Origin of the sequence: Micromonospora sp. CA-248089, assembly GCF_050948515.1 — a bacterium.
Lineage (GTDB): Bacteria > Actinomycetota > Actinomycetes > Mycobacteriales > Micromonosporaceae > Micromonospora.
Map to the genome: position 1 here is coordinate 5186322 of NZ_CP192016.1, position 26109 is coordinate 5212430.

General features: G+C 72.6%; 31 protein-coding genes and 1 tRNA gene. 15 read left to right on the forward strand and 17 right to left on the reverse strand.

Annotated elements, in window-relative coordinates; translation table 11 throughout:
• Positions 1-41 precede the first annotated feature (41 nt).
• Positions 42-866: a single-stranded DNA-binding protein gene (ssb, locus tag ACQP26_RS24265; protein ID WP_433494083.1), complete on the reverse strand. Its 825-nt coding sequence runs from the start codon at positions 864-866 to the stop codon at positions 42-44.
• Positions 867-1152: 286 nt separating this feature from the next.
• On the opposite strand from ssb, the gene ACQP26_RS24270 reads away from it, so the two are divergent.
• Both ACQP26_RS24270 and ACQP26_RS24275 read left to right on the forward strand, forming a co-directional pair.
• Positions 1153-1563: an HPF/RaiA family ribosome-associated protein gene (locus ACQP26_RS24270; protein WP_269704486.1), complete on the forward strand. Its 411-nt coding sequence runs from the start codon at positions 1153-1155 to the stop codon at positions 1561-1563.
• 157 nt (positions 1564-1720) lie between these two features.
• Positions 1721-2737, forward strand: coding sequence for an alpha/beta hydrolase (locus tag ACQP26_RS24275; protein ID WP_433494084.1), 1017 nt, complete (start codon positions 1721-1723; stop codon positions 2735-2737).
• 87 nt (positions 2738-2824) lie between these two features.
• Here ACQP26_RS24275 and ACQP26_RS24280 read toward each other — a convergent pair whose 3' ends face one another.
• Entirely contained in the window at positions 2825-3559 is a 735-nt protein-coding gene (locus tag ACQP26_RS24280; protein ID WP_433494085.1) for a hypothetical protein, read from the reverse strand.
• Between the two features lie 170 nt (positions 3560-3729).
• Here ACQP26_RS24280 and ACQP26_RS24285 point away from each other — a divergent pair.
• Positions 3730-3802: transfer RNA gene (locus tag ACQP26_RS24285), tRNA-Arg, on the forward strand.
• Positions 3803-4070: 268 nt separating this feature from the next.
• On the opposite strand, the gene ACQP26_RS24290 is transcribed toward ACQP26_RS24285, so the two are convergent.
• Both ACQP26_RS24290 and ACQP26_RS24295 read right to left on the reverse strand, forming a co-directional pair.
• Entirely contained in the window at positions 4071-4850 is a 780-nt protein-coding gene (locus ACQP26_RS24290; protein WP_433494086.1) for a hypothetical protein, read from the reverse strand.
• Complete coding sequence (locus ACQP26_RS24295) at positions 4847-5374, reverse strand: SigE family RNA polymerase sigma factor (protein WP_433494087.1); 528 nt, start codon at positions 5372-5374, stop codon at positions 4847-4849. The genes ACQP26_RS24290 and ACQP26_RS24295 overlap by 4 nt, the downstream gene beginning before the upstream one ends.
• Positions 5375-5621: 247 nt before the next feature.
• On the opposite strand from ACQP26_RS24295, the gene ACQP26_RS24300 reads away from it, so the two are divergent.
• From ACQP26_RS24300 to ACQP26_RS24310, 3 genes are all read left to right on the forward strand, one after another.
• Positions 5622-6242: a hypothetical protein gene (locus tag ACQP26_RS24300; RefSeq protein ID WP_433494088.1), complete on the forward strand. Its 621-nt coding sequence runs from the start codon at positions 5622-5624 to the stop codon at positions 6240-6242.
• A 117-nt stretch (positions 6243-6359) separates the two neighbouring features.
• Entirely contained in the window at positions 6360-6974 is a 615-nt protein-coding gene (locus ACQP26_RS24305; RefSeq protein ID WP_433494089.1) for a hypothetical protein, read from the forward strand.
• Positions 6975-7266: 292 nt separating this feature from the next.
• Positions 7267-7776, forward strand: a complete 510-nt coding sequence (locus tag ACQP26_RS24310; RefSeq protein WP_433494090.1) for a phage holin family protein — start codon at positions 7267-7269, stop codon at positions 7774-7776.
• Here the strand turns inward: ACQP26_RS24310 and ACQP26_RS24315 are convergent.
• Entirely contained in the window at positions 7730-8458 is a 729-nt protein-coding gene (locus ACQP26_RS24315; RefSeq protein ID WP_433494091.1) for an SDR family oxidoreductase, read from the reverse strand. The genes ACQP26_RS24310 and ACQP26_RS24315 overlap by 47 nt on opposite strands.
• Before the next feature lie 74 nt (positions 8459-8532).
• Here ACQP26_RS24315 and ACQP26_RS24320 point away from each other — a divergent pair, with 74 nt between their 5' ends.
• On the forward strand, positions 8533-8892 hold the full coding sequence (locus ACQP26_RS24320) for a MerR family transcriptional regulator (protein WP_269704476.1): 360 nt from the start codon (positions 8533-8535) through the stop codon (positions 8890-8892).
• A 27-nt stretch (positions 8893-8919) separates the two neighbouring features.
• Here ACQP26_RS24320 and ACQP26_RS24325 read toward each other — a convergent pair whose 3' ends face one another.
• Positions 8920-9771 carry an aminopeptidase gene (locus ACQP26_RS24325; protein WP_433494092.1) on the reverse strand — a complete coding sequence of 284 codons (852 nt, stop codon included), beginning with the start codon at positions 9769-9771 and terminating at the stop codon, positions 8920-8922.
• Between the two features lie 121 nt (positions 9772-9892).
• Between ACQP26_RS24325 and ACQP26_RS24330 the strand changes: the two genes are divergently transcribed.
• Positions 9893-10339: a hypothetical protein gene (locus ACQP26_RS24330; RefSeq protein WP_433494093.1), complete on the forward strand. Its 447-nt coding sequence runs from the start codon at positions 9893-9895 to the stop codon at positions 10337-10339.
• Here the strand turns inward: ACQP26_RS24330 and ACQP26_RS24335 are convergent.
• Genes ACQP26_RS24335 through ACQP26_RS24345 form a run of 3 tightly spaced genes read right to left on the reverse strand, consistent with a single transcriptional unit; the run spans position 10336 to position 11629 of the window.
• Positions 10336-10746: a TIGR03618 family F420-dependent PPOX class oxidoreductase gene (locus ACQP26_RS24335; RefSeq protein ID WP_433494094.1), complete on the reverse strand. Its 411-nt coding sequence runs from the start codon at positions 10744-10746 to the stop codon at positions 10336-10338. The genes ACQP26_RS24330 and ACQP26_RS24335 overlap by 4 nt on opposite strands.
• Before the next feature lie 12 nt (positions 10747-10758).
• On the reverse strand, positions 10759-11139 hold the full coding sequence (locus ACQP26_RS24340) for a hypothetical protein (RefSeq protein ID WP_433494095.1): 381 nt from the start codon (positions 11137-11139) through the stop codon (positions 10759-10761).
• A 49-nt stretch (positions 11140-11188) separates the two neighbouring features.
• Positions 11189-11629 carry an Rv0361 family membrane protein gene (locus tag ACQP26_RS24345; RefSeq protein WP_269704471.1) on the reverse strand — a complete coding sequence of 147 codons (441 nt, stop codon included), beginning with the start codon at positions 11627-11629 and terminating at the stop codon, positions 11189-11191.
• A gap of 73 nt (positions 11630-11702) precedes the next feature.
• Between ACQP26_RS24345 and ACQP26_RS24350 the strand changes: the two genes are divergently transcribed.
• The 5 genes from ACQP26_RS24350 (at position 11703) to ACQP26_RS24370 (ending at position 16515) form a co-directional block, all read left to right on the forward strand.
• On the forward strand, positions 11703-12503 hold the full coding sequence (locus ACQP26_RS24350) for a class I SAM-dependent methyltransferase (RefSeq protein WP_433494096.1): 801 nt from the start codon (positions 11703-11705) through the stop codon (positions 12501-12503).
• A gap of 148 nt (positions 12504-12651) precedes the next feature.
• On the forward strand, positions 12652-13827 hold the full coding sequence (locus ACQP26_RS24355) for a sensor histidine kinase (protein WP_433494097.1): 1176 nt from the start codon (positions 12652-12654) through the stop codon (positions 13825-13827).
• Positions 13817-15010 (forward strand): hypothetical protein, encoded by a 1194-nt coding sequence (locus ACQP26_RS24360; protein ID WP_281576946.1) that lies wholly within the window; start codon positions 13817-13819, stop codon positions 15008-15010. The genes ACQP26_RS24355 and ACQP26_RS24360 overlap by 11 nt, the downstream gene beginning before the upstream one ends.
• Complete coding sequence (locus ACQP26_RS24365; RefSeq protein WP_269704467.1) at positions 14980-15696, forward strand: response regulator transcription factor; 717 nt, start codon at positions 14980-14982, stop codon at positions 15694-15696. Before ACQP26_RS24360 ends, ACQP26_RS24365 begins: the two co-directional genes overlap by 31 nt.
• A 75-nt stretch (positions 15697-15771) precedes the next feature.
• Positions 15772-16515, forward strand: coding sequence for a hypothetical protein (locus tag ACQP26_RS24370; RefSeq protein ID WP_269704466.1), 744 nt, complete (start codon positions 15772-15774; stop codon positions 16513-16515).
• A gap of 47 nt (positions 16516-16562) precedes the next feature.
• On the opposite strand, the gene ACQP26_RS24375 is transcribed toward ACQP26_RS24370, so the two are convergent.
• A complete protein-coding gene (locus ACQP26_RS24375) occupies positions 16563-17315 on the reverse strand; it encodes a lysophospholipid acyltransferase family protein (protein WP_269704465.1) in 753 nt (250 codons plus the stop codon).
• A gap of 99 nt (positions 17316-17414) precedes the next feature.
• On the opposite strand from ACQP26_RS24375, the gene ACQP26_RS24380 reads away from it, so the two are divergent.
• Both ACQP26_RS24380 and ACQP26_RS24385 read left to right on the forward strand, forming a co-directional pair.
• Positions 17415-18074, forward strand: coding sequence for an alpha/beta hydrolase (locus ACQP26_RS24380; protein WP_433494098.1), 660 nt, complete (start codon positions 17415-17417; stop codon positions 18072-18074).
• Positions 18075-18083: 9 nt separating this feature from the next.
• Positions 18084-18473 (forward strand): VOC family protein, encoded by a 390-nt coding sequence (locus ACQP26_RS24385; protein WP_269704463.1) that lies wholly within the window; start codon positions 18084-18086, stop codon positions 18471-18473.
• Positions 18474-18479: 6 nt separating this feature from the next.
• Here ACQP26_RS24385 and ACQP26_RS24390 read toward each other — a convergent pair whose 3' ends face one another.
• The 7 genes from ACQP26_RS24390 to ACQP26_RS24420 all read right to left on the reverse strand — a co-directional run bounded on the left by ACQP26_RS24390 (position 18480) and on the right by ACQP26_RS24420 (position 26072).
• Positions 18480-20540 (reverse strand): amylo-alpha-1,6-glucosidase, encoded by a 2061-nt coding sequence (locus ACQP26_RS24390; RefSeq protein ID WP_433494099.1) that lies wholly within the window; start codon positions 20538-20540, stop codon positions 18480-18482.
• Entirely contained in the window at positions 20540-20911 is a 372-nt protein-coding gene (locus ACQP26_RS24395; RefSeq protein ID WP_269704461.1) for an SCP2 sterol-binding domain-containing protein, read from the reverse strand. Before ACQP26_RS24395 ends, ACQP26_RS24390 begins: the two co-directional genes overlap by 1 nt.
• Positions 20912-21070: 159 nt before the next feature.
• The gene (locus tag ACQP26_RS24400) at positions 21071-21487 is read right to left on the reverse strand and encodes a CBS domain-containing protein (protein WP_269704460.1); all 417 of its coding nucleotides are present in this window, start codon (positions 21485-21487) and stop codon (positions 21071-21073) included.
• A gap of 64 nt (positions 21488-21551) precedes the next feature.
• Positions 21552-22220: a TMEM175 family protein gene (locus ACQP26_RS24405; protein WP_433494100.1), complete on the reverse strand. Its 669-nt coding sequence runs from the start codon at positions 22218-22220 to the stop codon at positions 21552-21554.
• Between the two features lie 99 nt (positions 22221-22319).
• Positions 22320-23342 (reverse strand): aspartate-semialdehyde dehydrogenase, encoded by a 1023-nt coding sequence (locus ACQP26_RS24410; RefSeq protein ID WP_433494101.1) that lies wholly within the window; start codon positions 23340-23342, stop codon positions 22320-22322.
• Between the two features lie 97 nt (positions 23343-23439).
• Positions 23440-24783 (reverse strand): M16 family metallopeptidase, encoded by a 1344-nt coding sequence (locus tag ACQP26_RS24415; RefSeq protein WP_433494102.1) that lies wholly within the window; start codon positions 24781-24783, stop codon positions 23440-23442.
• Positions 24783-26072: a M16 family metallopeptidase gene (locus ACQP26_RS24420; protein WP_269704456.1), complete on the reverse strand. Its 1290-nt coding sequence runs from the start codon at positions 26070-26072 to the stop codon at positions 24783-24785. The genes ACQP26_RS24415 and ACQP26_RS24420 overlap by 1 nt, the downstream gene beginning before the upstream one ends.
• Between the last annotated feature and the right edge of the window lie 37 nt (positions 26073-26109).

Consider the following 26109-nt stretch of genomic DNA (forward strand, 5'->3'; position numbering starts at 1 on the left):
GACGCCGATGTCACCACCCCGCGCCCCCGTCGGACGAAGAGTCAGGCGGGCACCGGGGTACGCCGCCTGCTCCGGCGCCCCGACGCGGTCCCGCCCGCACCGCCCGGGCCCGCGCCGCCCGGCTCGCCCTCGCCCGGTCCGGCACCACCCGGCCCGTCGGCCTCCGGCGGCGTGACCTCGCCCAGTTCGTCGTCCTCGGCCGTCACCGGCCCGTCCTCCTCCACGCCGCCCAGCTCGTCCTCCTCCGCGCCGCCCGGCCCGGGGTCGAAGCCGGCGGCCTGCCGCACACCGGGCCGGTCGTCGAACGGGTCGGGCTCGCCCACCCGCTCGACGGTGCCGACCAGTCCGACCCGGCCCCCGTACTCCGGCGGCGGGAAGTCGTCGTCGAAGGGCCGGTCGTCGAACGTCGCCGGGGCCTGCGCGTCCGGCACCGGCTCGGTCGCCTCGCCGTGCACCCGCTGCTCGGCCGCCGCGTCCTCGACCGTGCTGGTGGCCGCGCGCGGCTGGTTACGCAGGAAGCGGGCGCGGCCCCGGGACAGGTCGTGCCCGACGGCGACCGCCTCCAGCTCGTAGAGCGTGCGGTGGGTGCCCGCCTCGTCGGTCCAGTCCCGCGTGTAGAGGCGCCCGGCCACGATCACCGGATCACCCACCGCCACCGAGGCGGCCACCCCCTCGGCGAGGCGGCGCCAGCAGTTGACGCGTACCCGAAGGCTGTTGCCGTCCACCCAGCGGCCGCTGTCGCGGTCGAGACGGCGCGCGGTCGAGGCGACCTTGAAGTTGGCCACCAACGTCCCGCTCTGCGTGGTCCGGCGCCACTCCGGCGCGGTCAGCACGTTGCCGACGATCGTCACGTACGTATCGAACATCGCCCCTCCCAGGGATCGACTTGTCCCGGTGAGCGTCGGCCGGACGCCCGGCCCGGGGCCACCCGCCGGCCCGGGCCTGTGGATGACGAGCCGCCCTGTGGACAACCACCTGATCAAGGTCCCGATCTGCTAGGCCGACCGGCCCTACGTGCCTGAGCTGCAAAGACGCACGATCGAGTGGAGCCGGCAAGCAGGCGTTCCGGAATCGCGCCGGTTGGGTAAGTACTTGATCAACCGAGAGAAAGGGAGCTCCCATGCTTCTCCGAGACGTCCGCGAGGCAGCGCGATGAGCGCCGTGGCGAACCCCGCGACCGTGGCCGAGTGCCTGCGGGTCGGCGCCGGGTTCTCCCAGGGCGACCGCAACTGGATCGCCGAGCAGTTCGCGACCCTGGACGCCCGGCTCGCCGGCTTCCACGCCGACGCCACCGAGCTGGAGGTGTCCGTCAAGGATCGCGAGGCCCGGGGCCAGAAGGTGACCCTGGAGTGCTGGATCGCCGGGCGGCAGAAGATCGTCACCACCTCGTCCGAGGAGGATCTGCACGCCGCGCTCAACGACGTCCGGGACGACCTGCGCCGCAAGCTCAACGACGCGAAGACCCGGCAGGAGCCGCGCCACAACAAGCACCTGCGCGCCGTCGACCAACCCGAGGGCACCCCGTTGCAGGACGCCGAGCGCGAGGACGCCGAAACCGTCTGACGTCCGGCACGGCCCGCCCGCCCGGTGCCGGCGGGCGGGCCGCCCTGCGCCGAGGCGTTGTTAACAAGGGGCCCTTCCTCTACCGGAGGCGTTAACAAGGGCCCCCTCCTTTCACCACCCCTACCGCCGGGTAGCGAGGCGGCGTACCGTCGCGGTCGTGGAACCGGACGTGCTGGGCGCCCCCTACGAGCGGCGGACGATCGAGCTGGGCACCGACGACGAGGGGCCGGTGGTCGCGACCCTCGTGCGGCGGCGCGCCGACCGCCCGACCGGCCGCGCCGTGCTCTACGTGCACGGCTTCGTCGACTACTTCTTCCAGACCCACGTCGCCGACTTCTTCGCCGAGCGCGGCTGGGACTTCTACGCGCTCGACCTGCGCAAGTACGGCCGCAGCCTGCTCCCGCACCAGACCCCGAACTTCTGCCGCGACCTGAGCGACTACTTCCCCGAGCTGGACGCCGCCGCCGAGATCATCCGCGCCGAGGAGGGCCACGACACCCTGCTCGCCATGGGGCACTCGACCGGCGGCCTGATCATCTCGCTCTGGGCGCACGACCGCCGCGACGCCGGCCTGGTCGACGGCATCGTGCTCAACAGTCCCTTCTTCGACATCAACGCGCCCTGGATGGTCCGCCGGCCCCTCGCGGCCGCCGTCTCCCGCCTGGGCCGCAGGGCGCCGCAGCGTGTCCTGCCGTTCGGCCTGGGCACGGTGTACGGCGAGAGCCTGCACGCCGACCACCGGGGCGAGTGGCGGTACGACCTGGCCTGGAAGCCGCTCGCCGGGTTCCCGGTCCGGGCCGGCTGGATCAACGCGATTCGCGCCGGTCAGCGCCGCCTGCGGGCCGGGCTGGACATCCCGGTGCCGGTGCTGCTCGCCTGTTCCACGCGTAGCTTCCGGGGCACCAAGTGGCACGACAGCGCCACCGGCGCCGACGCGGTGCTCGACGTCGAGCACATGGTGCGCTGGGCGCCACGCCTCGGCCACCACGTCACGCTGGCCCGCTTCGACGGCGGGCTGCACGACCTCACGCTGTCCAGTCCCGGCGTACGCGAGAAGGTCTTCGCGGAGGTCGGACGGTGGGCGGAGGGATTCCTGCGCGCCGGGCCGACCGAACCGGAGCCGACGACACCGCCGTCACCGCGCCGGCCGGCCGACGCGACCACCGAGGGCTGATTCGATCGCGCTACCCGGCCGCCTCTTGCTCGGCGGGCCTGGCCACCCAGGGATCGGCGGGGTCGGTCGGCTGGGCCGGGGGTCGGCTCAGTCGTTGACGACGGCCGCGAGCGCGGCCCGGATCCGGTCGAACGTGGCGACCGGGTGACCCCCCGCCCGCGGCGGCAGCACCACGCCCAGGCACCGCAGTGCCGGCCCGCCGTCCGGCCCGGCCTCGACCGCGAACACCGGCGCGCCCACGTAGCCCGCTGGTAGTTCCGTCGTGACCCGCACCTCGCCGCCGTCCCGGGCGACCCGCTCGACCACCGCTTCCAGCGGCCGCGACCCGCCGTCGCCGACACCGAGCGCCAGCACGAACGCCGAGGCGGGCGCCGCGCCGATCCGCGCGACCGCGTCGGCCGGCGCGGCCACCGCCTCGGTGACCTGCTGGGTACGCCAGCGCCAGCCCCGATCGTCGGCCCAGCCGTGCAGGCCGCCGGTCGGCATCGCGGCGAGCCCCAGTTCCGGCAGGTGCAGCCAGTGGTCGGCGAAACCGGGCAGGTCGATCGGCTCGTCCGCTCCCTCGGCCGGGTCGGTGACGCTCGGCCGCAAGCCGATCTCGCCGTACGCCCGGTCGGTGAGCGCGTCGGCGGTGAGCAGCCACTCGTGCGCGATCTCGCCGTCGTCGGTCGCGCCGACCATCTCGCTGTAGAAGAAGGCCGTGCCGAGAACGCCGGCCGGCGCGCCCGGCGCATCCGAGCCGGTGAGGGGCAGGATCGCCCGCCCGAGGAGCTGACACAGCTCGAAGACGATCTCGTTCTCGGTTTCCTGGTCGAGCAGCATCCGACGAGGGTACGGATCGCGTCCCGCCCGGCCCGCGCGGGACCCGCCGGAACTGTGGTGCCGGCCCGGACCCCGGCGTGGGACGCTGAGGGGCGGAACGGACGCGCCGACCCGTACCCCCGGCCACGTGCGGACCGGCGGTACCCTCTTGGCGCGACGACCGTCGGCGCGCGCCCGTAGCTCAGCGGATAGAGCAGGGGACTTCTAATCCCAAGGCCGCAGGTTCGAATCCTGCCGGGCGCACCCTTCCCACCGCAGGTCACCGGCCTGCCGCTCCCGGTCGAGATGATCACCACGGCCTCCGTACAGCCATTCGTACAGCCAAGTCAGCCGAAGAGGTGCTTCGCGGCCTTGTCGAGCGCCAGCCGACCGAGCGACGGACGTGAGTGGCTCTCGATGAGCTTCCGATAGCCCTGCAACGTCGACGGGCGCGCGTACCCTCAGAGATCAGATCCTTTGCTCTTGACGTTGTCGATAGACAGCGATGCACGCGTCGCCGGCCGGCCGCCGTTCAGTCCAGCGTGAGCGCGGGATCCAGGGCCACCGCGGTTAGCTGCGCGAGGGTGAGGGGTGGGTTCTCCCCATCGGCAGCCATGGTCGCTATCAGGCGCGTCCCGTCCGACCGCTCGACCGCGATGCCGTAATGAGTCGAGAACCTGTCGCTGGTCGGTGCAGTGGGCATTCCGCGGAGTGTCAGACTCCGGTTCTTGGGCGACGACGTGATCGGGACCTGGCTCGATGCTGTCCGGATTTTCTCGCCGGCCGGTCCCGTGCTGTCGACGCAGCTCTTGCCCTGGGTCTTCGCCGGAATGCAGGGAACGACCCGACGGTCCCAGTCCTGCTCCACCTGCAGCGAGAAGTATCCGGTCCGATCGCCGGCACGGATCGGACCCTGCCCGAAGTAGAGTTTCGTCGAGTTGACAGGGTTCCACGTCACCACGTCGCCGTCCGACGGCCAATCTTTGGTGATCCATTCGACGTCGGGCGCCTCGCGCTCCAGCGCCGCGAAGACGGCAAGGTCATTCGTGCTGAAGGTCTTCCCCGGTTCCGGGCGTGGGGTCCGCGCCGGCTGTGCAGTCGGGCTCGGGGAGGACGACGATGTCGGTAGGTCCGGCCCGGACCCGCCAACGATGGCGAGCGGGACGGTGACCCCGAGCACCGCAGCGCCCACCAAGGTCGCCAGCCGGTGCCGCCGACGCTGCTGGCGCTGCTGGCGGATGACCTGCTCTACATCGATGGAGGTGGGTGGGATCTCGCCGACCGCCTCCCGGAAAACCGTCTGATAGCTCATGCTTCCCCTCCGTTCCTCGCCCGAATCCGCGTCCCGTCCCACGTCGCCAGCAGGCGTAGGCTCTCCAACCCCCGTGCGGCCTGGCTCTTCACCGTGCCGGTGCTGATGCCCAGGACCCGCGCCGTCTCCTCGACCGACAGGTCGCACCAGAACCGCAGGACGATCACTGCCCGTCGGCGCGGCGGCAGCTGGGACAGCAGGTCGAGAAGGTGTTCCCGGTCGGCCAGCGCAGCCTCGGAGAACTCCGCGTCCGCCCGCTCGGGCAGGTTGTCGGTGCTCCGTTCGCGCCGCCACGGCCGGCGCCGTTCGTCCAGCCAGGCGTTGGTGAGCATTCCCCGGACATACGCGTCGACGTTCTCCATCGCGCGGACTCGGTGCCAGTGGCGGTACAGCTTCCCGATCGTGATGGACACGAGGTCGTCGGCGGTGTGCCAGTTACGGCATAGCAGGTACGCCGTCACTCGCAGCGTTTCCAGGCGGGCCGTCACGAACTGCCGGTACTCGTCCTCGTCGGCGCGATTCACCGCGCCACGTCTCTTGTCGGTCTCATATGTGGGGAACGGTACGGCTGGCCGAGGAGGTTGCCCTCGGCCGGAAAGGATCGTCAACGACGGACCGGCTGACCAGGCGCGTGATCGCCTGACCAGCCATCCGCGATCTTCTTCAAGTCCCAACGCCGCAGGTGCGAGTCTCTCCGGGCGCCGCGGACGGGCCGTACGGCTGGCACAGAAGCCCATCAATAAATCGCCTCAAACGCTTACCCTGTCGCGCGTGCCAACCGATATCTACGGCTTTCTCGAGGTCCGGCATCCCCATGCCGACGCGGACTGGCACGGGTGGGAGTCGTGGTTGTGCATGATGCCGCTGTCCCCGCTCTACGACGGCGGCGACTACACGGCGTTCGGTTGCCTGTTCGGTGTGCGGAACTGGCTCGGCTGGGAGCCGGTCGCCGCTGGCCGCGGCCTGCCGGCGGAGGTATCAAGCCCGGTACGGGCCGACTACGACGAGGCCGTGCGGACGGATGCTGCCATCCATGGCGCTACCTGGGTTTCCTGGGCCGAGTTGCGTGACCTTGACATGTCGGCGCTTCCTGCGGCCTGCGGGGTGCTGCGCGTGCACGAGGCGCCGGGGCTGATTCGTCAGTTCCGGGTGGTTGACGAGTGGCCCGCCGAGGTCGTTGGGAAGTATGGCGTTCCTCCGGTCGGCACATCGCCCGCCGAGGCGTCACCGGGCCGCTGGGAAGAAGCCGGGGTCACGTTCGAGTACGGGCCGATGACCCGGCAGGACGTCCTCGGTCCGGGAACCGGGTGGGAACACGTCTTCGCCGTGATGCACGCACTGGCGCAGCGCTTCGGCGATGACGGCGTGCGCCTGGTCGTGTGGTTCGACTAGAGCGGCGGGCGCTCAGCAGAGACGGCACGCTCGCGGCTGTACAGCCAAGTCGGCGGACGACGAAACACGCTGTCATGCCGATAGCCGCGCGTGCGTTGCCGGAATAGCGTGGTCGGCGTGACGGAGCCTGACTACAGCCTCGCGAAGATCAGGGTCCTGGAGTTCGACGATTCCGTACGCAAGCGGCCCGGTATGTATTTCGGGGTGGGCAGGGACGATCCGCGTCTGGCGACTCGGGTGCTGTGCACGGTCGTGGGGCACGCGTTTCATCCGGCCACCAGGGTCGCCGCGAGCCACTCACCCGACGTCGTAGCGGAGATCACCGCTGATCTCGTCTTCTCGGTGACCGACGATCAGGCGGACGTCCTCACCGGCCCGGGCATGCCGAGGCTCGGCTACTACGACTCGCTGCTCACCAGCGAGCGCTGGTCGAGCGCCGCCGCGGCGGCGGTGAGTTCGCAGACCACTGTCGAGGTCTGGCGACACGGCCACGGCTATCGGCAGCGCCTCGTCGGCTTGCGGCCGGTCGAGCCACCTGCGGAGTTCTCCGCTCCCGTCGGAGCCGGCACCCGTGTGGCCTTCGTCCTCGATCCCGCCTACTTCGGCTCGGCCGCGATCACCACCGATATCGCCGGCCTCGACGTGCACGGCCCGGACTGCACCGACACCACCGGGTCCGGCACGGTCGTCATTCGGGACCACAGAGAGCGGCGTCGAACTCCAGGATCCTGATCTTCGCGAGGCTGTCCGACGAGGAGACCCGCCGCCGTCAGCCACAGGACGGACCACTCGCTGCGCGCTGTTACCTCAGCGTCCTGGGCCAGCAGCAGCGCGGTGCAGCGTTCGTCGAGAGCGAGGAAGTATCCACGGCAGGCCATGGCCGGACGCTACAACGGCGAACGCGACGGGCCATGAACCGTGGAGCGCAGCGGCCACAGAGGGTGGCAAACTCGGCCGTAGGTTCCGGGCGTTCGGGCCATCACCGCCGGTTGAGCCACTCCTGTGCCTGTAGGTTGTGGACGCCATGGAGTTCCCCGAGTTCGCGTTGATGGTGGCCTACGTCTTCCTGGTGCTGCTCGCGCTGGCGTGGCCGTTGCTCGTGGTTGGCGCCGTCGCGCTGCCCCTGTGGGGTCTGCTCGTCCTGGTGAGCGCGCGAAGGCGAAGGAGCACTCCCGCCCCGGCCAGACGGCAGAGACGTGCCGGATGGTTGCTGATCGCCGGGCCGGTGCTGACGGGACTCGCCTCGTACGGTTACGGACTGAGCCGAATGCCGTCCGGATTGCCGACCGATCCCGACGACAGGTGTCGGATCGCGATGGGTGGTGACATGCCGTACGACCCGGAGCGAGCCGGCGGGTCGTCGTCCATGTGGCCGCTGCATGACACCACCTGCGGGCCGGAGTTGGTGCCGGGGTTCGTCAACCCGTTGGTAGCCGGTTCGGCTGTCGTGTCCGTGGTGCTCGTCGCGATCATGGCGTGGATGACGATCAGGCCGTCGTCAGCGCCGCCAAGGCCCGGTCCATCGCGGCGTTGAACTCCTCCGGGGTCAGCGTCAGCCGGGACTTGACGTCGCGGCTCCACTGGTCGGCGAGCACCTCGGCGGCGCCCGCCTCGACGCCGTCGAGCACCGCGTCGGCCAGATCCGACGGCGCGATCTTGTCGACGGGCCAGCCGGCTGACATGTCGGTGTCGGCCAGGCCGAGGTGTACCGCCGTCACGAGCGTGCCTTGGTCAGCGAGTTCCAGGCGTACGCCGTTCGTCATCGCCCACGCGGCGGCCTTGGTCAGGTGGTAGGCGCCCGCGCCCCTGGTCCCGAACCACGACATGGCGGAGAGCACGTTCACGATTCCGCCTCCGCCGTTGCGGGCCAGCGCCGGGGCGAACGCCCGGATCATCTCCAGGTGGCCGAGCACGTTCGTCTCCACCTCGTGCCGTACCGCGTCCAGGGAACCGGTCACCAGGTCGGTTCCGGTCTGGATTCCGGCGTTGTTGACGAGCAGCGTGACGTCCGGGGCGGCAGCGGCGACGGCCCGTACGGACGCGGGGCTGGTGATGTCCAGCGGCAGCACCTCGACGCCTGCCAGGTCGACGGTTTCGGGGCGGCGGGCGGTCGCGTAGACCTTGCGGGCGCCGCGTTCGAGCAGGCGCTGGGCGAAGGCGCGGCCCAGGCCGCGGTTGGCTCCGGTGACGAGGGCTACCGAGTTGGTGATGTCCATGCCCGGTACGCTAAAACCTGACGTTGACGTCAGAGGCAAGTGCGGACCGCCCGGATCGGAGTGAGAGGAGCCACATGCCCGAGACGCTGATCCGTATCGGCGAGGTGGCGCGCGGCGCCGGTGTCTCGGTGCGCGCCGTGCGCTACTACGAGGAACAGGGTCTCCTCGTCCCCAGGCGCAGTGCGTCCGGCCAGCGCCTCTACCGGCCGGACACGGTCACGCTGGTGCGCTTCATCCAGCAGATGTACGCCGCCGGCCTGACCAGCAGCCGGATCGCGGAACTCCTGCCGTGCTGGGACTCCGGGCACACCGACCCCGCGCAGCGGGCGATGCTGCGCGCCGAGCGCGAGCGCATCCAGGCCAAGGTCGACGACCTGCGGGCCGCACTGGACCGCCTCGACGAGGTCATCGCGATCACCGATTCGCACCCGTAGGCGCGACCGCCCGCGCAAGGGGGAAGACTACGGACGGGCGTTCTCGCGGGAAGCACGCAACGCGCCGACGACCGCCAACCCCGCGCCGCCGAGCGCGACAGCCGTTTCCACCGCCGAGGACACCTCAAGGGCGCTTCCCGCCGGAGCACCCACGCTCACCATGACTCCCGGTTGCAGGAAGGCGTCCTCGGCGGGCTCGACAAGCGTCCACCAGCTCACCCACATGGCAGCGAGATCCGCGCAGGCCCGCACGGCGACCAGCGCCAGCAGGACCATGCCCGCCGTGAGAAGCCCGCGCCGGTCTCCCCGCCATCCGGACGACGCCAGCACCGCGGCGGTCACGAGAACGGCGAGCAGCGTCGGCTGCAGCGCCAGGAGCAGGTCGAGCAACGGCGGGTCGCCGGGCGTCGCCGCCACGCTCAGCCCGCACCAGACGAGCACTGCCACCGCCAGGACCGCCGTCACCACCCCCCGCCGTACGCCGCGCGCCGGCAGCGCCGGCACAGCAAGGGCAAGCAGGAGTACGCCGAGAGCCAGGCCCCAGGCGGTCAGCCGCTGCCGATCCAGGCCCTCCCGCAAGCTCTCCAGCAGGTGCGCCAGCGTCGCCGCCCGACTCCCTGCCGACTCGCCCACGTCCGCCGCCTGTTCCCGGTGCCAGTGCAGGTTCGCGGCTGCCACCAGTGCGAACAGCCCGGCGCCGGCGGCGACGCTCCACCTCACCCGGGGCGCATCGGAAGCGGTGAGCGCCTGGCCGCACAACGCCGCCAGCGTGACCACCGCCCACAGGAGCGACGCTTCCCGCATGGCGAGCAGTGCCGCTCCGACCGACAGCAGACCGGCCACGACCGCGGCGACTCGAAGGCCCGACGACAGACGCATGGCGGAGACAGTGGCACAGGAATCCTGGTCGCGTTGACCCGCCGGTTTCGTCGGTGGTCTCGGGCATGATCGCGTGCGCCGCCGGACGTGGCGGCGACGAGCGGGATCACCGGGAGGCAGCGTGGGCGCATCGGGATGGACCTACTTCGTGGCGTACCAGCCGGACGCCCAGGCCGCGTTGGACGAACTGCGCCGACAGGTCTTCGAGGCCGGCGACTACTGGTGGGCGGTGCCGGGCGGGTTCGGCGCTTCCGCCGCCGACTTCCCGGACCGTCCCCGCAGCGAGGAGGAGCTGTGGGCGGACGAGCGGGTGCAGGAGTCCGGCACACACTCCATCCTGGACATGACGCGGGTGCTGGCCGACGGCGAGGAACCCGGCTTCGGGGCGTTCCAGCGGGTGACCGAGGCCGAGGCGCTCGCACGAGCGGGCGTCGCGAGGCCGACCCGCGCTCACGTCGAGGCGCTCGAGCCGCTGGCCGAGCAGCGCTGGTTCGGCCGGTACGCCGTCCTGCACGACGACGCGGGCGCCCCGAGCGAGCTCTACTTCTGGGGGTTCTCCGGGGACTAGCGTGCCGCGCCGGCCAGCAGCCACCGCCGGACGGGCACCTCCAGCAGCACCCGTTCCCCGTCCGGTGTGACCGGCTGCCGGATGTCCCATCCCCCGTACTTCTCCGCGAACGCCGTGACGATCGCGGGCGGGAAGCCGCTGCGGTGCACGCGAGCCTCGCCCTCCGCGACGACCGGGTGGACGCCGTCCTCCAGTGCGAGCGAGACGCGGGGGTCGGCCGCCACGTTTCGGGCCTTGACGCTGCGGCCCTCGCAGCCGATCCACCAGACGTCGTCGGCGTAGACGAACCACACCGGCGTCACGTGCGGGGAGCCGTCCCGGCGCAGCGTGCAGAGCCAGACGTTGCGCTCGCGGGTGAGCCGGTCCGCGACGGCCGGCGGAAGCGGTGTGGCGGGAGAGGAGGCCATGCGACAAGTGGATCAGGTGTCACGCGGCGACTGAAGAGGTTCGCCTCCGGACGGGCCGGCCCGCTCCCGGCGAGCCGCGTGCCACACCCGCATCCCCATGATGGTGAGCAGCGTCAACGTGAGCACGCCGACTGACTGCGCGGTCCGGTCGACGCGCTCGCTGATACACCTGCGGAATGCCAGATCCAGGTAGGTGTCCCTCTCCTGTGAGTAGGGCTGGTTGCGCCAGTGCCCGAGATCCATGGCGACCGCGTTGCCGCAGCTGGTGCCCGCCGTGTGGTCACCGAAGCCGATCCGGATCGGCATGAGCAGCAGCAACGCGATCACGACCGCGCCGAGCAGCACCACGAGGAAGGGGCCGGGCCGCAGGACCGGCGGGGACTCCGCAGTCATCCCGCGGAGTATGCCTGCCCGGCGCCCGCCCCACCGCCCCGCGACCGGCTCACTCGCAGATCCGCCACTCCCCGTCCTCCTTGACCATCGGGAACGACTGGGTCACGTTGGTGCCGGTGGCCGGGGTGAAGCGGATGGTCGTCGACCCGCTCACCCGCCCGTTGTTGTTCGACACGTTGAGCCCGGTGATCTGGTAGTCGGTGAACTCCGGCTGGGAGGACTGCTGCCGGGTGAAGTCCTCTTCGCTGACCCGGTCGCGTACGCGGGAGCAGAGCTGCCGGTACGCGGCGGGATAGTCGCGGTCGACGATCGCCTCGGCGTAGGTCTGCGCTGTGGACCGGGCCGGGCCGGTCGCTTCCTGCACGGCACGGAAGAGGAAGAATCCGGCGAGCACACCGCCGGAACAACAGATCGCCAGCACGACGCCGAGCACGATGAACAGGGTTCGCTTGGACTTCTTCGGCGGCACCATGGCCGGCTGGTATGCCATACCCCGCAGGGTAGGAAACCTCGGCAACCGTAAACCGGATGCCGTAGCTCCGCTTCTCGTCGACGATCAGGGGATGCCCGCACACCGTCCACCCGAGCCGGACGTCCGCCGCTACTACACCGATGTCTACGTCGAGGCGGACCGGCTGGAGGGGTCACCGCAGGGCCGGCTGGAGGCACGGCGTACCCGAGACCTGCTCGCCCGCCTGCTGCCCGCCGCACCGGCCGACGTGCTGGACGTCGGCGGTGGTCCCGGGGCGTACGCGGGTCCGCTCGCCGCGGCCGGTTACCAGGTGCACCTGGTCGACCTGGTACCCGCGCACGTGGCGGCGGCGCGGTCGGCGTACCCCCTTGTCGGCGCCTCGGTGGGTGACGCCCGCGCGTTGCCGGCGCCCGACGCGGCGGCGGACGCGACGCTGTTGCTCGGGCCGCTCTACCACCTGCCCCGGCAGGCCGACCGGGTGGCGGCGCTGCGCGAGGCGGCGCGGGTGACCCGGCCGGGCGGGACGATCGTGGCGGCGGCGATCAGCCGCCACGCCGCCCTGATCGACCTGACCGCGCAGGGCCGCCTGGACGACGACAACCGGCAGTTGCTGCGCGCCGAGTACGAGACCGGGGTGAACGATCCGCGCACCGGCTTCACCACCGCCTTCTTCCACCGGCCGGAGGAGTTGGCCGCCGAGTTCGTCGCCGCGGGTCTGCCCACCCCGCAGGTGTACGGGGTGGAGGGTCCGCTGTGGCCGCTGCTGAACGCCCTCGGCACCGGGTCGCACGAGCGGTTGTTCACCGACGCGCTGGCCTGCGCCGAGACGTTCGAGCGGGACGCGGCGATCCTCGGCGCCAGCGCCCACCTGCTCGCCGCCGCGCGCCGCTGATCGCCGGGCCGGACGGCCGGCTGCTTTACGCCGGAGCGAAACTCGTCAAGCACCAAGGGTGACCAGTTCCGACAAACCGTGTTATTCTCCAGCGTCAATCTCTGCCGCGCGGACCCGGCCGGGTCGCTACCGGAAGGACATCTCCCCGATGCCGGTCGCTGCCGCCGTGCCCATGCCACGGCCCCCGCTGGCCCGCCCGGCGGGTGACGCGTTCAGCCTGATCTTCACCACCCTGCCGGCGCTGCTGCGGCTCACCTGCGGCGTGGTCGGCGCGGTCGTCGCCCTGTCGGTGCGTACGCCGCCGGTGCGGGTGGCGCTGTTGATCCCCGCGGTCGTCGTGCTCACCGCCTGGTCGATCTGGTACGCGTTCCGCGCGTTCCGGCACGGCATCGGCGGCGCGCTGGTCGCCGGTGACGTGGCGCTGACCACCGCCGCCGCGATCGCCGTACCGTGGCTCGTCGCGCCGGAGGTGCTGCCCGGCGAGGCGAGCTGGATCGCGGTGCTGGCCAGCTCGACAGTCATCAACACGCAGGCCACCGCCCCGGCCCGCTGGTCCGTGCCGGCCGGCCTGCTGGTCACCGCCGCGTACGTCACCGGCGCCACGCTGGCCGGCGACCCGGCCGAGGCGCGGGCGCACGCCGGGACGCTGCTGGTGCAGACCGGCAGCACGGCGGTGATGACGGCCGTGATGCGCCGGCGGATCGCCCGCGCCGACGCCGCGTTCGCCGACTACCAGCGGTTGTCCCACGAGGCGGTGGTGGCGCGCGCCGCCCGCGAGGCCGAACGGCGGCACAACCGCGACCTGCACGACACCGTCCTGGGCACGCTCACCATGGTCGGTCTCGGCGCGGTGCCGGACTCGGCGACGTTGCGCGAGCGGTGCGCGGACGATCTGCGTACCCTCACCGCGCTGGCGGGCGCGCGGACCGCGACCGCGACGGGCGAGGCCGACCTGGACGAGCGGTTGCGCGAGGTGCTCGCCGCGACGCCCGGGCTCGCGGTGACCGCGACGCTCGCGCCGTGCCGGCTGCCGGCTGAGGTCGCCACGGCGCTCGCCGACAGCACCGCCGCCGCGCTGGCGAACGTGGCACGGCACGCGCCGGGCGCGGCCACGTCGCTGCGCCTGGCGCGCGAGGGTGGCACCGTCGTGGTCGAGGTGGTCGACGACGGTCCCGGTTTCGACCCGGCCACGGTCCCGGCGCACCGGTACGGGCTGCGCGAGTCGATCCACGGACGGATGGACACTGTGGGTGGTCGGGCCCTGGTGACTTCCGCCCCTGGCGCTGGTACCCGGGTTCGGCTGGAGTGGTCCGATGGCGACTGAGTCGGGTACGGCGGCGGCCGGCCACGCGCTGCGCCCGCTGCCCCGGCCGCGGGTGGCGACGCGCTCCGGAGCCGACGTCGCTCCGCCGGAGGCGCACGCGGTGGCCGACGCCTCGGACCAGGGCGCGCGGGTCGCCGTGATCGTCATCGCTGCCGCCTGGCACCTGGGGGTCACGTTGCCGGCCGTGTTGCGGGCCGGGCAGGGGATGGCGGCGCCCGCGGTGGTGGCGGCCGGCTGGCTGGTGACCGCGCTGGTCGGGGTCGGGACGGGGGTACGGCTGCTGCGCGGCGGCCTGCCGCCGGCCGGGCCGCTGGCCGTGGCGCTGCTGGTGGTGGACGCGGCGGTGGTCGCGGGGGCCGGCGAGCGGTTCCTGTTCAGCACCGCCAACTGGGTGTGGGGCGGGCTGGCCTGGTTCTTCCTGCTGGTGATCTGGCGGCGGCCGGTGCGCTGGCTGCTGCTGATGCTCGCCGCGCACGGCGCCGTCGCGCTGGCCGCAGTGGTGCTGTACGGCGCGACCGCCCCGGCCGATCTGAGCCGGACGGCGATGTACGTCTACGGCACCTCGACCCTGCCGGTGGCGGTCTTCGTCGGCGCGGCGGCGATCACCGCACAGGCCCGGGACCGGGCGGCCACCGCGGCGGCGGTGCTTGCCGTGGCGGCGGAGCAGGAGGCGGCCGAGCGGGCACGCACCGAACGGCAGGCACGGCTGGCCCTGGTCAGCGGCACCGCCGAGGAGGTGCTGGCCGAGCTGGCGGCGGGCGACGCCGACCCGGCCGACCCGGCGGTACGGCGGCGGGCGGTGCTGGCCGCGGCCCGGCTGCGCCGGCTGATCGCCGAGTCGGACGACGTGCCGGACGCGTTGCTGCACGAACTGCGCGCGGCCGCCGACCTGGCCGAGCGCAACGGCCTGCCGATCGACCTCGTGTCGGTCGGCACGCCCCCGGAACTGCCGGTGGAGATCCGGCGCGGGCTGGCCGACCCGCTGACGGCGGCGCTCGCCGCCGCCGAGGGCTGGGCCCGGATGACAGTGGTGGCGAACCCGGACGAGGTGGTGGTCAGCCTGGTGACACCGGATCACGACGGCCCGGACGAGCCGCCGACCGGCGGGGACGGGCCGGTGGAACACCTGCACGAGCGGGACGGGGAGATCAGATGGACGCAGACCCGCTGGCGGCGGACGTGAACGCCGGGACCCCGATCGGGGTGGCGATCGTGGACGACCACCCGGTGGTGATCGACGGGGTGCGCGCCTGGCTGGCCGGTGAGCCCCGGTTGCGGGTGCTGGCCACCGGGGACGACCCGGACGAGGTGCTGCGAGCCGCGCCGGACGCCGAGGTGGTGCTGCTCGACCTGCGCCTGCACGGCCGGATGGTGCTGGACAAGCTGGCCGAGCTGAGCACGGCCGGGCGCCGGGTGGTCGTGTACTCCGAGCACAGCGACCCGCAGACCATGCTCGCCGCGCTGGACGCGGGAGCGGTCGCGTTCCTGGCCAAGCACGAGGGCCGCGAGCACTGCGTGGCGACGGTGCTGGCGGCGGCGAGCGACAGGCCGTACGTGCCGCCGGCGCTGGCCGGTGCGATGGTCGGTGACGCCCGCCCGGATCGTCCGTCCCTGTCGGACAAGGAGCGCGAGGCGCTGCTGCTGTGGTTCCAGTCGATGTCGAAGGCGTCGGTGGCCCGCCGGATGCAGATCAGCGAACACACGGTGAAGCAGTACGTCGACCGTGCGCGGATCAAGTACACCCGAGCGGGGCGTCCGGCCGCCACGAAGGCGGCGTTGCTCGCCCGGGCGATCGAGGACGGACTCGTCCGACCGGAAGATATCGGCATCTACCGGTCGCAGGCGTCGGCCGACCGGCCGACCCCCTAACAGGCGTCATGACAGTCACCCCAGGAATCCGGAAGGCTCGTCCGTACCGCCAACCGTCACCGGGGAGGTCGTACCGTGCCGGAGGACGCCACACCCTTCTTCGTCGGACCGCACCGGTTCGACGCCGACGACGACCCCACCCGTCCGGTGCTCGACCGGCGCTACGAGCTGGTGCCGGAGCCGGGCGAACGCCTGCTGGGTCAGCACTGCCTGCGCGTCGCCGGTCACCTGCTCGGCCCGAGTGAGGACGTCCGCTGCTGGTCGCTGCCCGGCCCGGCGACGATAACCGTGACCGACCGCCGGCTGGCGTACGTCTGCACCGGCTCCGACCTGTCGGTGGTCTCCGGGCGGGACAGCCGGGCGGGTGCCCGGCACCGGCGACCGGTCCGGCTGTCCCGCCTGGTCAGCGGTCAGATCCGCTGGCAGTGGCCGTCCCGGCTGGAGCTGGCCGAGGTCGGCGACGGCACCGCCGAGCTACGCGTCGTCTGCGACGCACTGCGCACCATCCGGCAGCCGGCGCTGGCGCTGACCGGGCCGGTCGGTCCGGTCGCCGCGCTGGCCCGGCAGGTACGCCGAGCGGTGGCCGGATTCCGGCTGGCGCACGCCGAGCTGGTGGACCTGTCCCCGCCGGAGCGGGACGTCCTCGCCGTCCGGGTGGCCGCCTCCCCCGGCCCGACGCTCGGCACCGTGATGCTGCCGGGCTCGCTGCCGGTGGAGTTCCTGTCCCGCGACGACTACTACCGCCCGGCCGAGGCCGAGGCGACGCCCTGGTCGTGGTCCGGCTTCCCCGCCCACGACCAGCCCGGCTCCGCCTGCTGACGCTCCCGTCCGGAACCCGAGCGCGAGCGCGCAGAGGGCGGGCGCGGTCAGGAGGCGCTGCGGGTGCGGCGCTCGGAGCGGTCCAGCTCGACGGCCTCCTCCGGGGTCGGCGCGCTGCCGCCCAGGTGGGCCGGCTGCCACCAGGTGTCGTCCGGGCCGGACGGCTTGTCCGGGTACTCCCGCTGGGCCCGGTCGACCAGCGCCGACAGGCGGGTCCGCAGCTCGGCGGTCATGGCCGTGGCGTCCGGGTAGGCGGACGGGTCCATCGGCTCGCCGACGATGATCGTGATCGGCGTGTGCCGGCGGGTCAGCGTGCGCGGGCGGCCCTTGGTCCACAGCCGCTGGGTGCCCCAGAGCGCGACCGGCAGCAGCGGCACGTTCGCCTCCTGCGACATCCGGGCCGCGCCGTTCTTCAGGTCCTTCACCGTGAAGGAGCGGCTGATCGTGGCCTCCGGGAAGACGCCGACCACCTCGCCCCGGCGCAGCGCGCTCACCGCGGCGGCGTACGAGCCGGCACCGGCGGCCCGGTTGACCGGGATGTGCTTCATGCCGCGCATCAGCGGGCCGGAGACGCGGTGCCGGAAGACGCTGTCCTTGGCCATGAACCGGACCAGCCGCTTCGCCGGGTGCGCGCCGTAGCCGGAGAAGATGAAGTCGAGGTAGCTCACGTGGTTGGAGGCGATCACGGCCCCGCCGGTGGGCGGCACGTGCTCGCTGCCGGACACGTCCAGGCGCAGGTCGAGGAGCCGGAACATCGTCTTCGCGGCGGTGATCACAGGTGGGTACACGAGTTCCGACATGTCGAAACTTTACCCCGAGTAGGTTACGCGACCGTAGGGCCGATCTGCCCTCGGCAGACCCGGGTCGCGCACCCGCCCGGGCGCGGCGACGATGGCCTCATGACCGAACGCGCGGTGCTGCTCTGGATCCACGGCGGAGGCTGGCGGGCCCGCGCCGAGGAGGACGGGACGGCGCTCGCGTCCCTCGGACTGCGCGTGGTCCCGGCCTCGTACCGGTTCTCGCACCAGGCGCGCTGGCCGGCCCAGCTCGACGACGTCCGTGCCGCCTCCCGGGCCGCCCGGGCGGCGGCGGGCGGGCTGCCGCTGCTGGTGGGCGGTGACTCGGCCGGTGGGATGCTGGCCCTTCAGCTCGGCCTGCGCGGGGTGGACCGGCCCGGCGACGTGGCGGGGGTGCTCGCGTACTGGGCACCCGTCGACCCGCTCGATCCGGAGCAGCGGCGCCGGCGCGCGCCCGGCGACGACCCGTGGACCGACCTGCTGGGTCATCCGCCGGCCCCGGGCGATCCGGCCACCGTCGACGCGACGATCGCCACCCACCTCGGCTCCGGCGTACCGGTGCTGCTGGTGCAGGGGCGCGACGACGAAGCGGTGCCGGCCGCCCAAGCGGTCGAGCTGACCGGCCGGCTGCTCGCCGCCGGGCACCCGGCGCATCTGTGGCTCACCCACGGCGGTCACGCGCTCGACCTGGCCCGGCCCGACCTGTGCGCGGCTGCCGCCGCGTTCCTGGACAGCGTCCTGCCCGCCGCCGCTGACGACTAGGTTCGAGGCATGCCCGACCTCGCCGCGATCGTCATCCACTGCCGCGACCCCTACGTGCTCGCCCCGTTCTGGAGCGCGGTCACCGGGCTGCCGGTGGTCGAGGAGGACCGCGTGAAGCTCGCCGAGGGCACGCTCGCACCGACCGAGGCGGTGCTGCTGCGCGATCCGCACGGGCGGCGCCCCGACCTGTGGATCAGCCCCGCCGAGATGCTGCCGGAGCCCGGCCGGATCCACCTGGACCTGGTCGGCGACGCCGAGGAACGGGCCGCGGTGCTGGAGGCGGGCGCCACAGTCGTGCGGGAGCTGCCGCGCTGGACCGTGCTGGCCGATCCGGAGGGCAACGAGTTCTGCCTGCTCCCGCCGAACGAGGCGCACACCGCGTCGCCGCCCGGGCACTGACCGGGCTCAGTCGGCCAGTTCCTCGAGGTTGAGCCGCCCCCGGGCGAACGCGTCCACCCGGCCCCAGCGGCCCGGGATGTCCAGCACCTCGATCCGTCCCATGCCCACCGGCAGCCGCGGGTCGACAGCCAGGTGCTGGTCGTGCGGCTCCAGCCCGAGCATGGTGCGCAGCAGCAGCAGCGGCGCGCCGGTCGACCAGGCCTGCGGGCTGCACGCGGTCGGGTACTCCACCGGAAACTTGGTCAGCTCGCGCTGGTAGCCGCCGAACGCCTCCGGCAGCCGCCCGTCGAAGTAGGTGGCCGCCTCGAGGATGCCGTTGGCGACGGTGGCGGCCTCCTCGGCGAAGCCGTACCGGCGCAGGCCCCAGGCGACGAACGAGTTGTCGAACGGCCAGATCGTGCCGTTGTGGTAGCCGATCGGGTTGTAGCGGACCTCGCCCTCGGCCAGCGTCCGCACCCCCCAGCCGGACCAGAGCCGGGGACCGACCAGGTGTTCGGCGACCTTCGACGCCCGCTCGTCGTCCACGATCCCGCTCCACAGCAGGTGGCCCATGTTGGAGCTGAGCACGTCGCACTGGCGCCCGTCCGGGTCCAGCGCGAGCGCGTAGAAGCCGCGGTCGGCGACCCACCAGTCGTTGTTGAAGCGCCGCTTCAGCTCCGCCGCCTCACGTTCCAGCTGATCGGCATACGTGGGGTCGCCCCAGAACTCCCGGGCCATCCGGGCGGCCCGCACCTTCGCGTCGTACGCGTACCCCTGCACCTCGCAGGTGGCCCGCGGGAACGGCGGCAGTGTGCCGTCGGCGTACGAGATGGAGTCCCACGAGTCCTTCCAGCACTGGTTCTCCAGGCCGGTGTCGGTGTTGCGCCGCTCGTACCAGATGTAGCCGTTGCCGAGCAGGTCGGCGTAGTCGTCGATCCACTTCAGCGCCGCCCGGCACTCCCGTTCCAGCTCCTTGACCAGCGCGCCGTCGCCGCTCCACCGCTCGTACTCGTCGAGCAGCACCACGAACAGCGGCGTCGCGTCCACCGAGCCGTAGTACGGCGAGTGCGGCTGTTCCTCGAACGCGGCCGTCTCGCCGTACCGCATCTCGTGCAGGATCCGGCCCGGGTCCTCGTCCCGGAAGTCGTCGAACCGGGTCCCCTGCAGCGCGCCGAGGATGCGCAGCGTGGTCTTCGACATGTCCGGCGCGAACGGCAGCACCTGGAGGCAGGTGAGGATGCTGTCCCGGCCGAACATGGTCATGAACCAGGGCAGGCCGGCCGCGGGCAGCGTCTGCCCGCCGAGCGACAGCGGCGAGAAGCGCAGCGCCGCGAGGTCGACCAGGCTCCGCCGGTACGTCGCCGCGAGTTCCTCGTGCTCGCTGTTGAGCTTCGGGGCCCGGCTGATCCACTCCTCCAGGTCGTGCTGGAGCGCGAGCCGCTCGGTGCCGTGCGCGCGCAGTCCCATCCGCAGGTCCCGGCCGCCGGGGCCGATCGCGAACGTCTGCACGTCGATGACGGCGTCCCACTGCTCGTTGGGTTCCAGCCGGATGCTCCAGGCGAAGCCGCGCTGGTCGTAGCGGGCCGGCCGGTTGGCGGAGAGGAGCGTCTCGCGCCGGAAGTTGCCGCGCCGGTAGCCCAGGCGCAGCCGGTCCTGCTCGGCCTCGGCGTAGTGTTCGCCCTTCTTGTTCAGGATCTCGTCCTTGACCTGGAACAGGTCGGCGAAGTCGGACCCGGCGTCCATCCGGACCTCCAGGTCGACCGCCTTCTCGTCGTGGTTGAGGATGGTCAGCGTCTCGCGGAAGCTGCCGCCCACCGCCCGCTCCCGGATGACCGACAGCTTCGCGTCGATGTAGTGCGTGGCCACACCGGGCACCAGGAAGAACCGGGCCTCGTAGTACTGCAGGTCGTCGTAGGAGAGCGCGTTGAGCCGCTCGCCGTTGACGGTGAGCACCCACTTCGACAGGTACCGGGTGTCGAGCGAGAAGAGGCCGGTCGGCTCGCTCGGTGTGGCCTCGATGTCGCCGGTGTCCTCGCTGACCACGAACGTGTTGCCGTCCAGGATCCGGACGGTGTTGCTGCCGGGCATCAGGCACCCCTCCCGCTGAACGTGTGGTGCGGTCCCCGGGAGTCCGGCGGGCCGGGGAAGACCCGCTCGACCTGCAACACGAGCCGCAGGTCGCCGACGACGGTCATGTCACCGCGCAGCAGCGCCGCGATCGCGTTCTCCTCACCGCCGACCAGCTCGGCGAACAGACGCGGCTCGGTGCCCACCACCGTGTCCGCCTCGCCGTCCTCCTGGCGGACCCGCAGGTTGCCGTGATCGATCTCCAGCAGCCAGTGCGTGGTGTGCGGGCCCTCGTGCAGGTCGAAGCGAAGCGTTCCGGATGTCTTGACCAGCAGGGGCTCGAACCCCCGCCGATCCAGGTCCTCGAAGAATCTCGTGGTCATGTCCACCATCCGGGCGACTCCTCCCGCGATCCGCGGTCTCCTGTCCGAGGCCCGTGTCCCCACCCGTTCCGGGGCCAACCTCGCCCGAACCGGGTGAGCGCGGCGCCACCGCACACACGCGCGACGCCGGCCCCCGAACCGGGAGCCGGCGTCACCGCGTCGGTCAGGTCAGTTGTTGGGGTCGTCGGCGCTGATGTCCGCGAGCACCGACTGGGGTTCCCGCTCCACCGCCAGATCACCCATGGAGATCAGGCCGACCAGGCGGCCGTCGTCGACCACCGGGAGGCGGCGGACCGCGTACGTGCGCATCAGGTCGGCGGCGGCCACCGCGTCGTCGTTCTGGCTCACCGTCACCACGTCCTTGCTGGTGATCTGGTTGAGGCGGGTGGCGGTGGGGTCCATGTTCTCGGCCACGCCGCGTACCGCGATGTCCCGGTCCGTCACGATACCGACCACGTCGTCGCCGTCGGTCACCACCACGTCGCCGATGGCGCTGTCGCGCATCTCCTGCGCCGCGGCGATGAGCGTGTCGTTGCCGTCCATCGTCACCAACCGGGTCGTCATGAACTCTCCGACCGTTGTCATGGTGCTCCCCTCTCGGTGTCGGCACGGCCGTCTACCCGCCGCCGCAGGCGGGGTAACGCACTCATCACCGCCGGGGGTGCAGGCGTCGGCGCAGGTCGTAGGAGCCGTTGCTGGACAGCCCGTAGAAGATCGGCAACAGCAGGAGCACCGCGAGCGCCGCCGGCACGCTCAGCAGCACGCCCACCAGACCGGCGATCGCGTACGCGAGCACGCCGAGCAGGGCCCGGACGCGTTCGGCCTCGAAGAACCGCGCGGTGACGTGCGGCTCCAGCAGTTCCCGGTGCCGGCTCAGGTAGTGGTAGAGCCAGAGCCAGGTCATCGACAGGATCACGCCGACGAGCGCGTACGCGGACACCGCGACCCGTTCGTCGACGACGTCGCCCTCCTCCACGGCGCGGGAGACGAGCCCGGTGACGAACGGCAGCAGCGCCACGCTGAACAGCACGCCGAGGTTCGCCCAGTGCAGTCCCCGGTCGGCGCAGCGGACCCGGTGGAACGTCCCCTTGTGGTTCAGCCAGTTGACCGCCACGTACAGGTACGACGTGACGTAGGCGAGGTAGACCGGCCACTGGTCGAGCAGGGCGCGCAGCATTCCGCCCTGCGCCGTCTCGGGCACCCGCAGGTCGAGCACCAGCAGCGTGATGACGATGGCGAAGACCGCGTCGCTGAACCCGATCACCCGGACCGTGTCCGAGCGCGTCCCGGCGTCCCCGGTGTCCCCGTCGGCCGTCATCGGCACCCCCGCCCTGCCGGCGCGGGCGGCCGGCGACGCGGGGGCATACCCGCTGCGGGAGCGTCCGTGCCGGGTGGCCCGGCACGGACGCCCACGGGGTCAGCGCTCGGCGGCGACCAGCTCGGCGAGCTGCACGGCGTTGAGCGCCGCGCCCTTGCGGAGGTTGTCGTTGGCGCAGAACAGCGCGAGCCCGTGCTCGACGGTCTCGTCGGCCCGGATCCGCCCGACGTACGTCGGGTCCTGGCCGGCCGCCTCCAGCGGAGTCGGCACGTCGCGCAGCGCCACGCCGGGCGCGCCGTCGAGCAGCTCACGGGCGCGGGCCGGGTCGATCGGCCGGGCGAACCGGGCGTTGATCTGCAGCGAGTGGCCGGTGAAGACCGGGACCCGCACGCACGTGCCGGAGACCTTCAGCCCGGGGATCTCCAGGATCTTGCGGCTCTCGTTGCGCAGCTTCTGCTCCTCGTCGGTCTCGAAGGAGCCGTCGTCGACGATCGAACCGGCGAGCGGGAGCACGTTGAAGGCGATCGGGCGGGCGAACGAGCGCGGCGCCGGGAACTGGACCGCCCCGCCGTCGAACGCGAGCCCGGTGGCGTCCTCGGCCACCTTGCGGACCTGCTCGTCCAGCTCCGCGACACCGGCCAGGCCGGCGCCGGAGACCGCCTGGTAGGTGGAGACGACCAGGCTGACCAGCCCGGCCTCGGCGTGCAGCGGGCGCAGCACCGGCATCGCGGCCATCGTGGTGCAGTTCGGGTTGGCCACGATGCCCTTCGGGCGGTCCGCGATCGCGTGCGGGTTGACCTCGGCCACCACCAGCGGCACCTGCGGTTCCATCCGGAAGGCCGAGGAGTTGTCGATCACCACGGCGCCGGCCTCGGCGACCCGGGGAGCCAGCTCCTTCGCGGTGCCTTTGCCCGCCGAGAAGAGCACGATGTCCAGGCCGCGGTAGTCCGCGGTGGCCGCGTCCTCGACGGTGACCTCGCCGTCGCGCCAGGGCAGCGTGCGCCCGGCCGACCGGGCCGAGGCGAACAGGCGCACCTGCTCCGCCGGGAACTCGCGCTCCGCCAGCACCTGCCGCATGACGCCACCGACCTGACCGGTGGCTCCCACAATGCCGATCCTCATGCCCGCGAGGCTACCCAGCCGGGCGGCACGGGTGGGAAACGTTTCCCACCGCGCGGATGCGGGGCGACGGGAATCACAGGCCCGCCGCCCCGCCCCGTCACGTGTGGTCGAGCACCTCACCGAGACCGCTGGCGACCAACTCGTCCCGGATGACCGCCGCGTCCCCCTCGATCACCATGGTCAGCGACTCCGGGTGCAGGTAGGTCGCGGCGGCGGCGGAGACCTCCTCGACGGTCGCGGCGAGCAGTCGCTCCCGCAGCCGCGCGTGGTAGTCGTCCGGCAGGTCGTGCACGACGAGCGTGCTCAGGGCCGCGGCGATCGATCGCGGACTCTGCAACTCGACCGAGAGCTGCCCGGCCCGCCAGGAACGCGCCACCTCGAGCTCGTCCTCGGTGACGCCGGTCAGCTGGGTACGCGAGATCTCGCCCACCGCCTCGACGAGCGCCGGGGCGGTCACCGCGGTCTGCACGCCGGAGTTGACCGCGAAGCGGCCGAACCGCCGGGACGAGGCGAAGTCGCCCCGGATCCCGTACGTGTAGCCGCGCACCTCGCGGATCAGGTGGTTGAGCCGGGACGTGAACGCGCCGCCGAGCACGGTGCCGGCGAGCGTCATCGGCACGTGGTCGGGGTGCGACCGGTGCGGGGCCGGATGACCGAGCCGCAGCGTGGACTGCACCGAGCCGGGCCGGTCCACCAGGACGATCCGCCGTTGCCCGGCCAGCGGCACGTCGATCGGGCCGCCGCGTTCCACGGGGCCACCGCCGGCACCGGCGAACGCCGTCGCGGCGAGCGCGTCCAGGTCGATCCGCTCCAGGTCACCGGCGACGACGAGCGTGCCGGGACGGATGAACCACTCCGAGTGGAAGACGGTGACGTCGTCCACCTCCAGCGCGGCCACGCTGTCCGGGTCGCCGTAGAGCGGGCGGCCCCACCGGTGCTGTGCGCCGAACAGCTCGGCCCGCAGCACCGCGTCGGCACGCGGACCGGGGTTGGCCCAGTCCATCCGCAGCGCTGTCGCCTCGTCGTCGCGGACCCGCCGCACGTCGGCCGGGTCGAGCCGCGGCGTACGGACCGCCTCGGCCAGCAGCTCCACGGCGGCGGTCAGCCGGTCCACCGGCACCTGCACGCTCACCTGGAACGAGTCCCAGTCCAGCCCGGTCGACAGCTCGGTGCCGAGCGCCTCGATGGCCAGCGCGTACGCGGTGGCGTCCCGCTGCGCGGTGCCCTCCTCCAGCGCCTTGGCCAGCACCGCGCCGAGTCCCCCCTTGCCGACCGGCTCCCGGCCCGCGCCACCGTCGAGCAGCAGCAACGCGACGGCGAGGTTCTGCCCGGGCAGGTGCGCGGCGACCACCTGGCCACCGGCCGCCGTCCGCCGGACCACCTGCGGGAACCGGTAGGCGCGGGCGGCGCCGGGGCCGGGACGGGTGGCGATCAGCGACATCAGTTCTCCTCGGGCACGTAGGTCAGGATCACCCGGTCGGCGGCGCCGAGCAGCTCGGCGGCCTGCTCGGCGATCTGCTCCGCGGTCACCGCGAGCCAGGCCGGCAGCCGGTCGGCCGCGCGGGCCGGGTCGCCGAGCTGGGTGGCGTACCGGCCGAGCGTGTCCGCCCGCCCGTCGACAGTGGACATCTGCCGCCACCACATGGTGGTCAGCAGGGCCTTGGCCCGGTCCAGCTCGGCGGCGGTCACCGGCACGGTCGCCAGCTCGTCGACCACGTCGGCCAGCCCGTCGCGCAGCCGCTCGGCGCTCACCCCGGGGCGGGCCGTGGCGGTGGCGATCAGCGGCGCGGGTGCGTGCGCCAGGTCCACCCCGTCCGCGCCGACCAGGTCCGGCTGGGCGATCCGCTCCCCGTCGGCGAGCCGCTGGTAGAGGCGGCTGCCCCGGCCGCTGCCGAGCACTGTGGCCAGCACCGTGGTCACGTCGTACCCCGGGGTGCCGAACGGGTGGGTGCGGTGCGCGACGTAGACGCGGGGGGCGGGCACGTCGGCGGTGACCGTCTCCACCGCCGGGCGGCCGGTGGCCGGCACGGTGCGGCCGTCCGGCGCAGCCGGGATGTCGGCCCGCGCGGCGAGGCCGCCGAAGTACTTGTCGGCGAGCGCGAACACCTCCGCGGCGGTGGTGTCGCCGACCACCGTGAGGACCGCGTTGTTCGGCGCGTAGTACGTGCTGTGGAACTCCTGGAAGGTGGCCAGGTCGGCGGCGTTCAGGTCGGCCATCGACCCGATCGTCGCGTGGTGGTACGGGTGCCCGGGCGGGTAGAGCAGCGGCAGCAGGCGCAGCCAGGCGTCGCCGTACGGCACGTTCTCGTAGCGCTGCCGGCGCTCGTTCTTCACCACGTCGCGCTGGTTGTCCAGCGTCTCCTGGGTCAGCGCCGGCACCAGCCCGCCCATCCGGTCGGCCTCCAGCCAGAGCGCCAGTTCCAGGTGCTCGGCGGGGACCGTCTCGAAGTAGTTGGTCCGGTCCGGGTTGGTGGTCGCGTTGAGCGAGCCGCCGGCGCCCTGGATCAGCTTCATGTGCTCGGTCTTCGCCACGTTCACCGAGCCCTCGAACATGAGGTGCTCGAACAGGTGGGCGAAGCCGGTCTGTCCCGCCGGCTCGTGACGTGAGCCCACGTCGTACCAGAGGTTGACCGCCACGGCCGGGGCGGAACGGTCCTCGCTCACCACCACGCGCAGGCCGTTGTCCAGTCGGGTCGTCTCGATCGGCCAGGGGAAACCGCTGTCGGGCATGAGACGACGCTATCCGATCTCGGAGGCGGAGACGTGA

Excerpts from the sequence above, each read along its gene's own strand:
- ACQP26_RS24420 (WP_269704456.1), bottom strand. The coding sequence starts at position 26,072 with ATGCCCGACAGCGGTTTCCCCTGGCCGATCGAGACGACCCGACTGGAC.
- ACQP26_RS24410 (WP_433494101.1), bottom strand. The coding sequence starts at position 23,342 with ATGAGGATCGGCATTGTGGGAGCCACCGGTCAGGTCGGTGGCGTCATG.
- ACQP26_RS24350 (WP_433494096.1), top strand. The coding sequence starts at position 11,703 with ATGCCCGCACACCGTCCACCCGAGCCGGACGTCCGCCGCTACTACACC.
- ACQP26_RS24380 (WP_433494098.1), top strand. The coding sequence starts at position 17,415 with ATGACCGAACGCGCGGTGCTGCTCTGGATCCACGGCGGAGGCTGGCGG.
- ACQP26_RS24335 (WP_433494094.1), bottom strand. The coding sequence starts at position 10,746 with ATGGCCTCCTCTCCCGCCACACCGCTTCCGCCGGCCGTCGCGGACCGG.
- ssb (WP_433494083.1), bottom strand. The coding sequence starts at position 866 with ATGTTCGATACGTACGTGACGATCGTCGGCAACGTGCTGACCGCGCCG.
- ACQP26_RS24365 (WP_269704467.1), top strand. The coding sequence starts at position 14,980 with ATGGACGCAGACCCGCTGGCGGCGGACGTGAACGCCGGGACCCCGATC.
- ACQP26_RS24415 (WP_433494102.1), bottom strand. The coding sequence starts at position 24,783 with ATGTCGCTGATCGCCACCCGTCCCGGCCCCGGCGCCGCCCGCGCCTAC.
- ACQP26_RS24310 (WP_433494090.1), top strand. The coding sequence starts at position 7,267 with ATGGAGTTCCCCGAGTTCGCGTTGATGGTGGCCTACGTCTTCCTGGTG.
- ACQP26_RS24390 (WP_433494099.1), bottom strand. The coding sequence starts at position 20,540 with ATGCCCGGCAGCAACACCGTCCGGATCCTGGACGGCAACACGTTCGTG.
- ACQP26_RS24360 (WP_281576946.1), top strand. The coding sequence starts at position 13,817 with ATGGCGACTGAGTCGGGTACGGCGGCGGCCGGCCACGCGCTGCGCCCG.
- ACQP26_RS24345 (WP_269704471.1), bottom strand. The coding sequence starts at position 11,629 with ATGGCATACCAGCCGGCCATGGTGCCGCCGAAGAAGTCCAAGCGAACC.
- ACQP26_RS24280 (WP_433494085.1), bottom strand. The coding sequence starts at position 3,559 with ATGCTGCTCGACCAGGAAACCGAGAACGAGATCGTCTTCGAGCTGTGT.
- ACQP26_RS24375 (WP_269704465.1), bottom strand. The coding sequence starts at position 17,315 with ATGTCGGAACTCGTGTACCCACCTGTGATCACCGCCGCGAAGACGATG.
- ACQP26_RS24400 (WP_269704460.1), bottom strand. The coding sequence starts at position 21,487 with ATGACAACGGTCGGAGAGTTCATGACGACCCGGTTGGTGACGATGGAC.
- ACQP26_RS24325 (WP_433494092.1), bottom strand. The coding sequence starts at position 9,771 with ATGCGTCTGTCGTCGGGCCTTCGAGTCGCCGCGGTCGTGGCCGGTCTG.
- ACQP26_RS24385 (WP_269704463.1), top strand. The coding sequence starts at position 18,084 with ATGCCCGACCTCGCCGCGATCGTCATCCACTGCCGCGACCCCTACGTG.
- ACQP26_RS24320 (WP_269704476.1), top strand. The coding sequence starts at position 8,533 with ATGCCCGAGACGCTGATCCGTATCGGCGAGGTGGCGCGCGGCGCCGGT.
- ACQP26_RS24290 (WP_433494086.1), bottom strand. The coding sequence starts at position 4,850 with ATGAGCTATCAGACGGTTTTCCGGGAGGCGGTCGGCGAGATCCCACCC.
- ACQP26_RS24270 (WP_269704486.1), top strand. The coding sequence starts at position 1,153 with ATGAGCGCCGTGGCGAACCCCGCGACCGTGGCCGAGTGCCTGCGGGTC.
- ACQP26_RS24355 (WP_433494097.1), top strand. The coding sequence starts at position 12,652 with ATGCCGGTCGCTGCCGCCGTGCCCATGCCACGGCCCCCGCTGGCCCGC.
- ACQP26_RS24395 (WP_269704461.1), bottom strand. The coding sequence starts at position 20,911 with ATGGTGGACATGACCACGAGATTCTTCGAGGACCTGGATCGGCGGGGG.
- ACQP26_RS24315 (WP_433494091.1), bottom strand. The coding sequence starts at position 8,458 with ATGGACATCACCAACTCGGTAGCCCTCGTCACCGGAGCCAACCGCGGC.
- ACQP26_RS24340 (WP_433494095.1), bottom strand. The coding sequence starts at position 11,139 with ATGACTGCGGAGTCCCCGCCGGTCCTGCGGCCCGGCCCCTTCCTCGTG.
- ACQP26_RS24405 (WP_433494100.1), bottom strand. The coding sequence starts at position 22,220 with ATGACGGCCGACGGGGACACCGGGGACGCCGGGACGCGCTCGGACACG.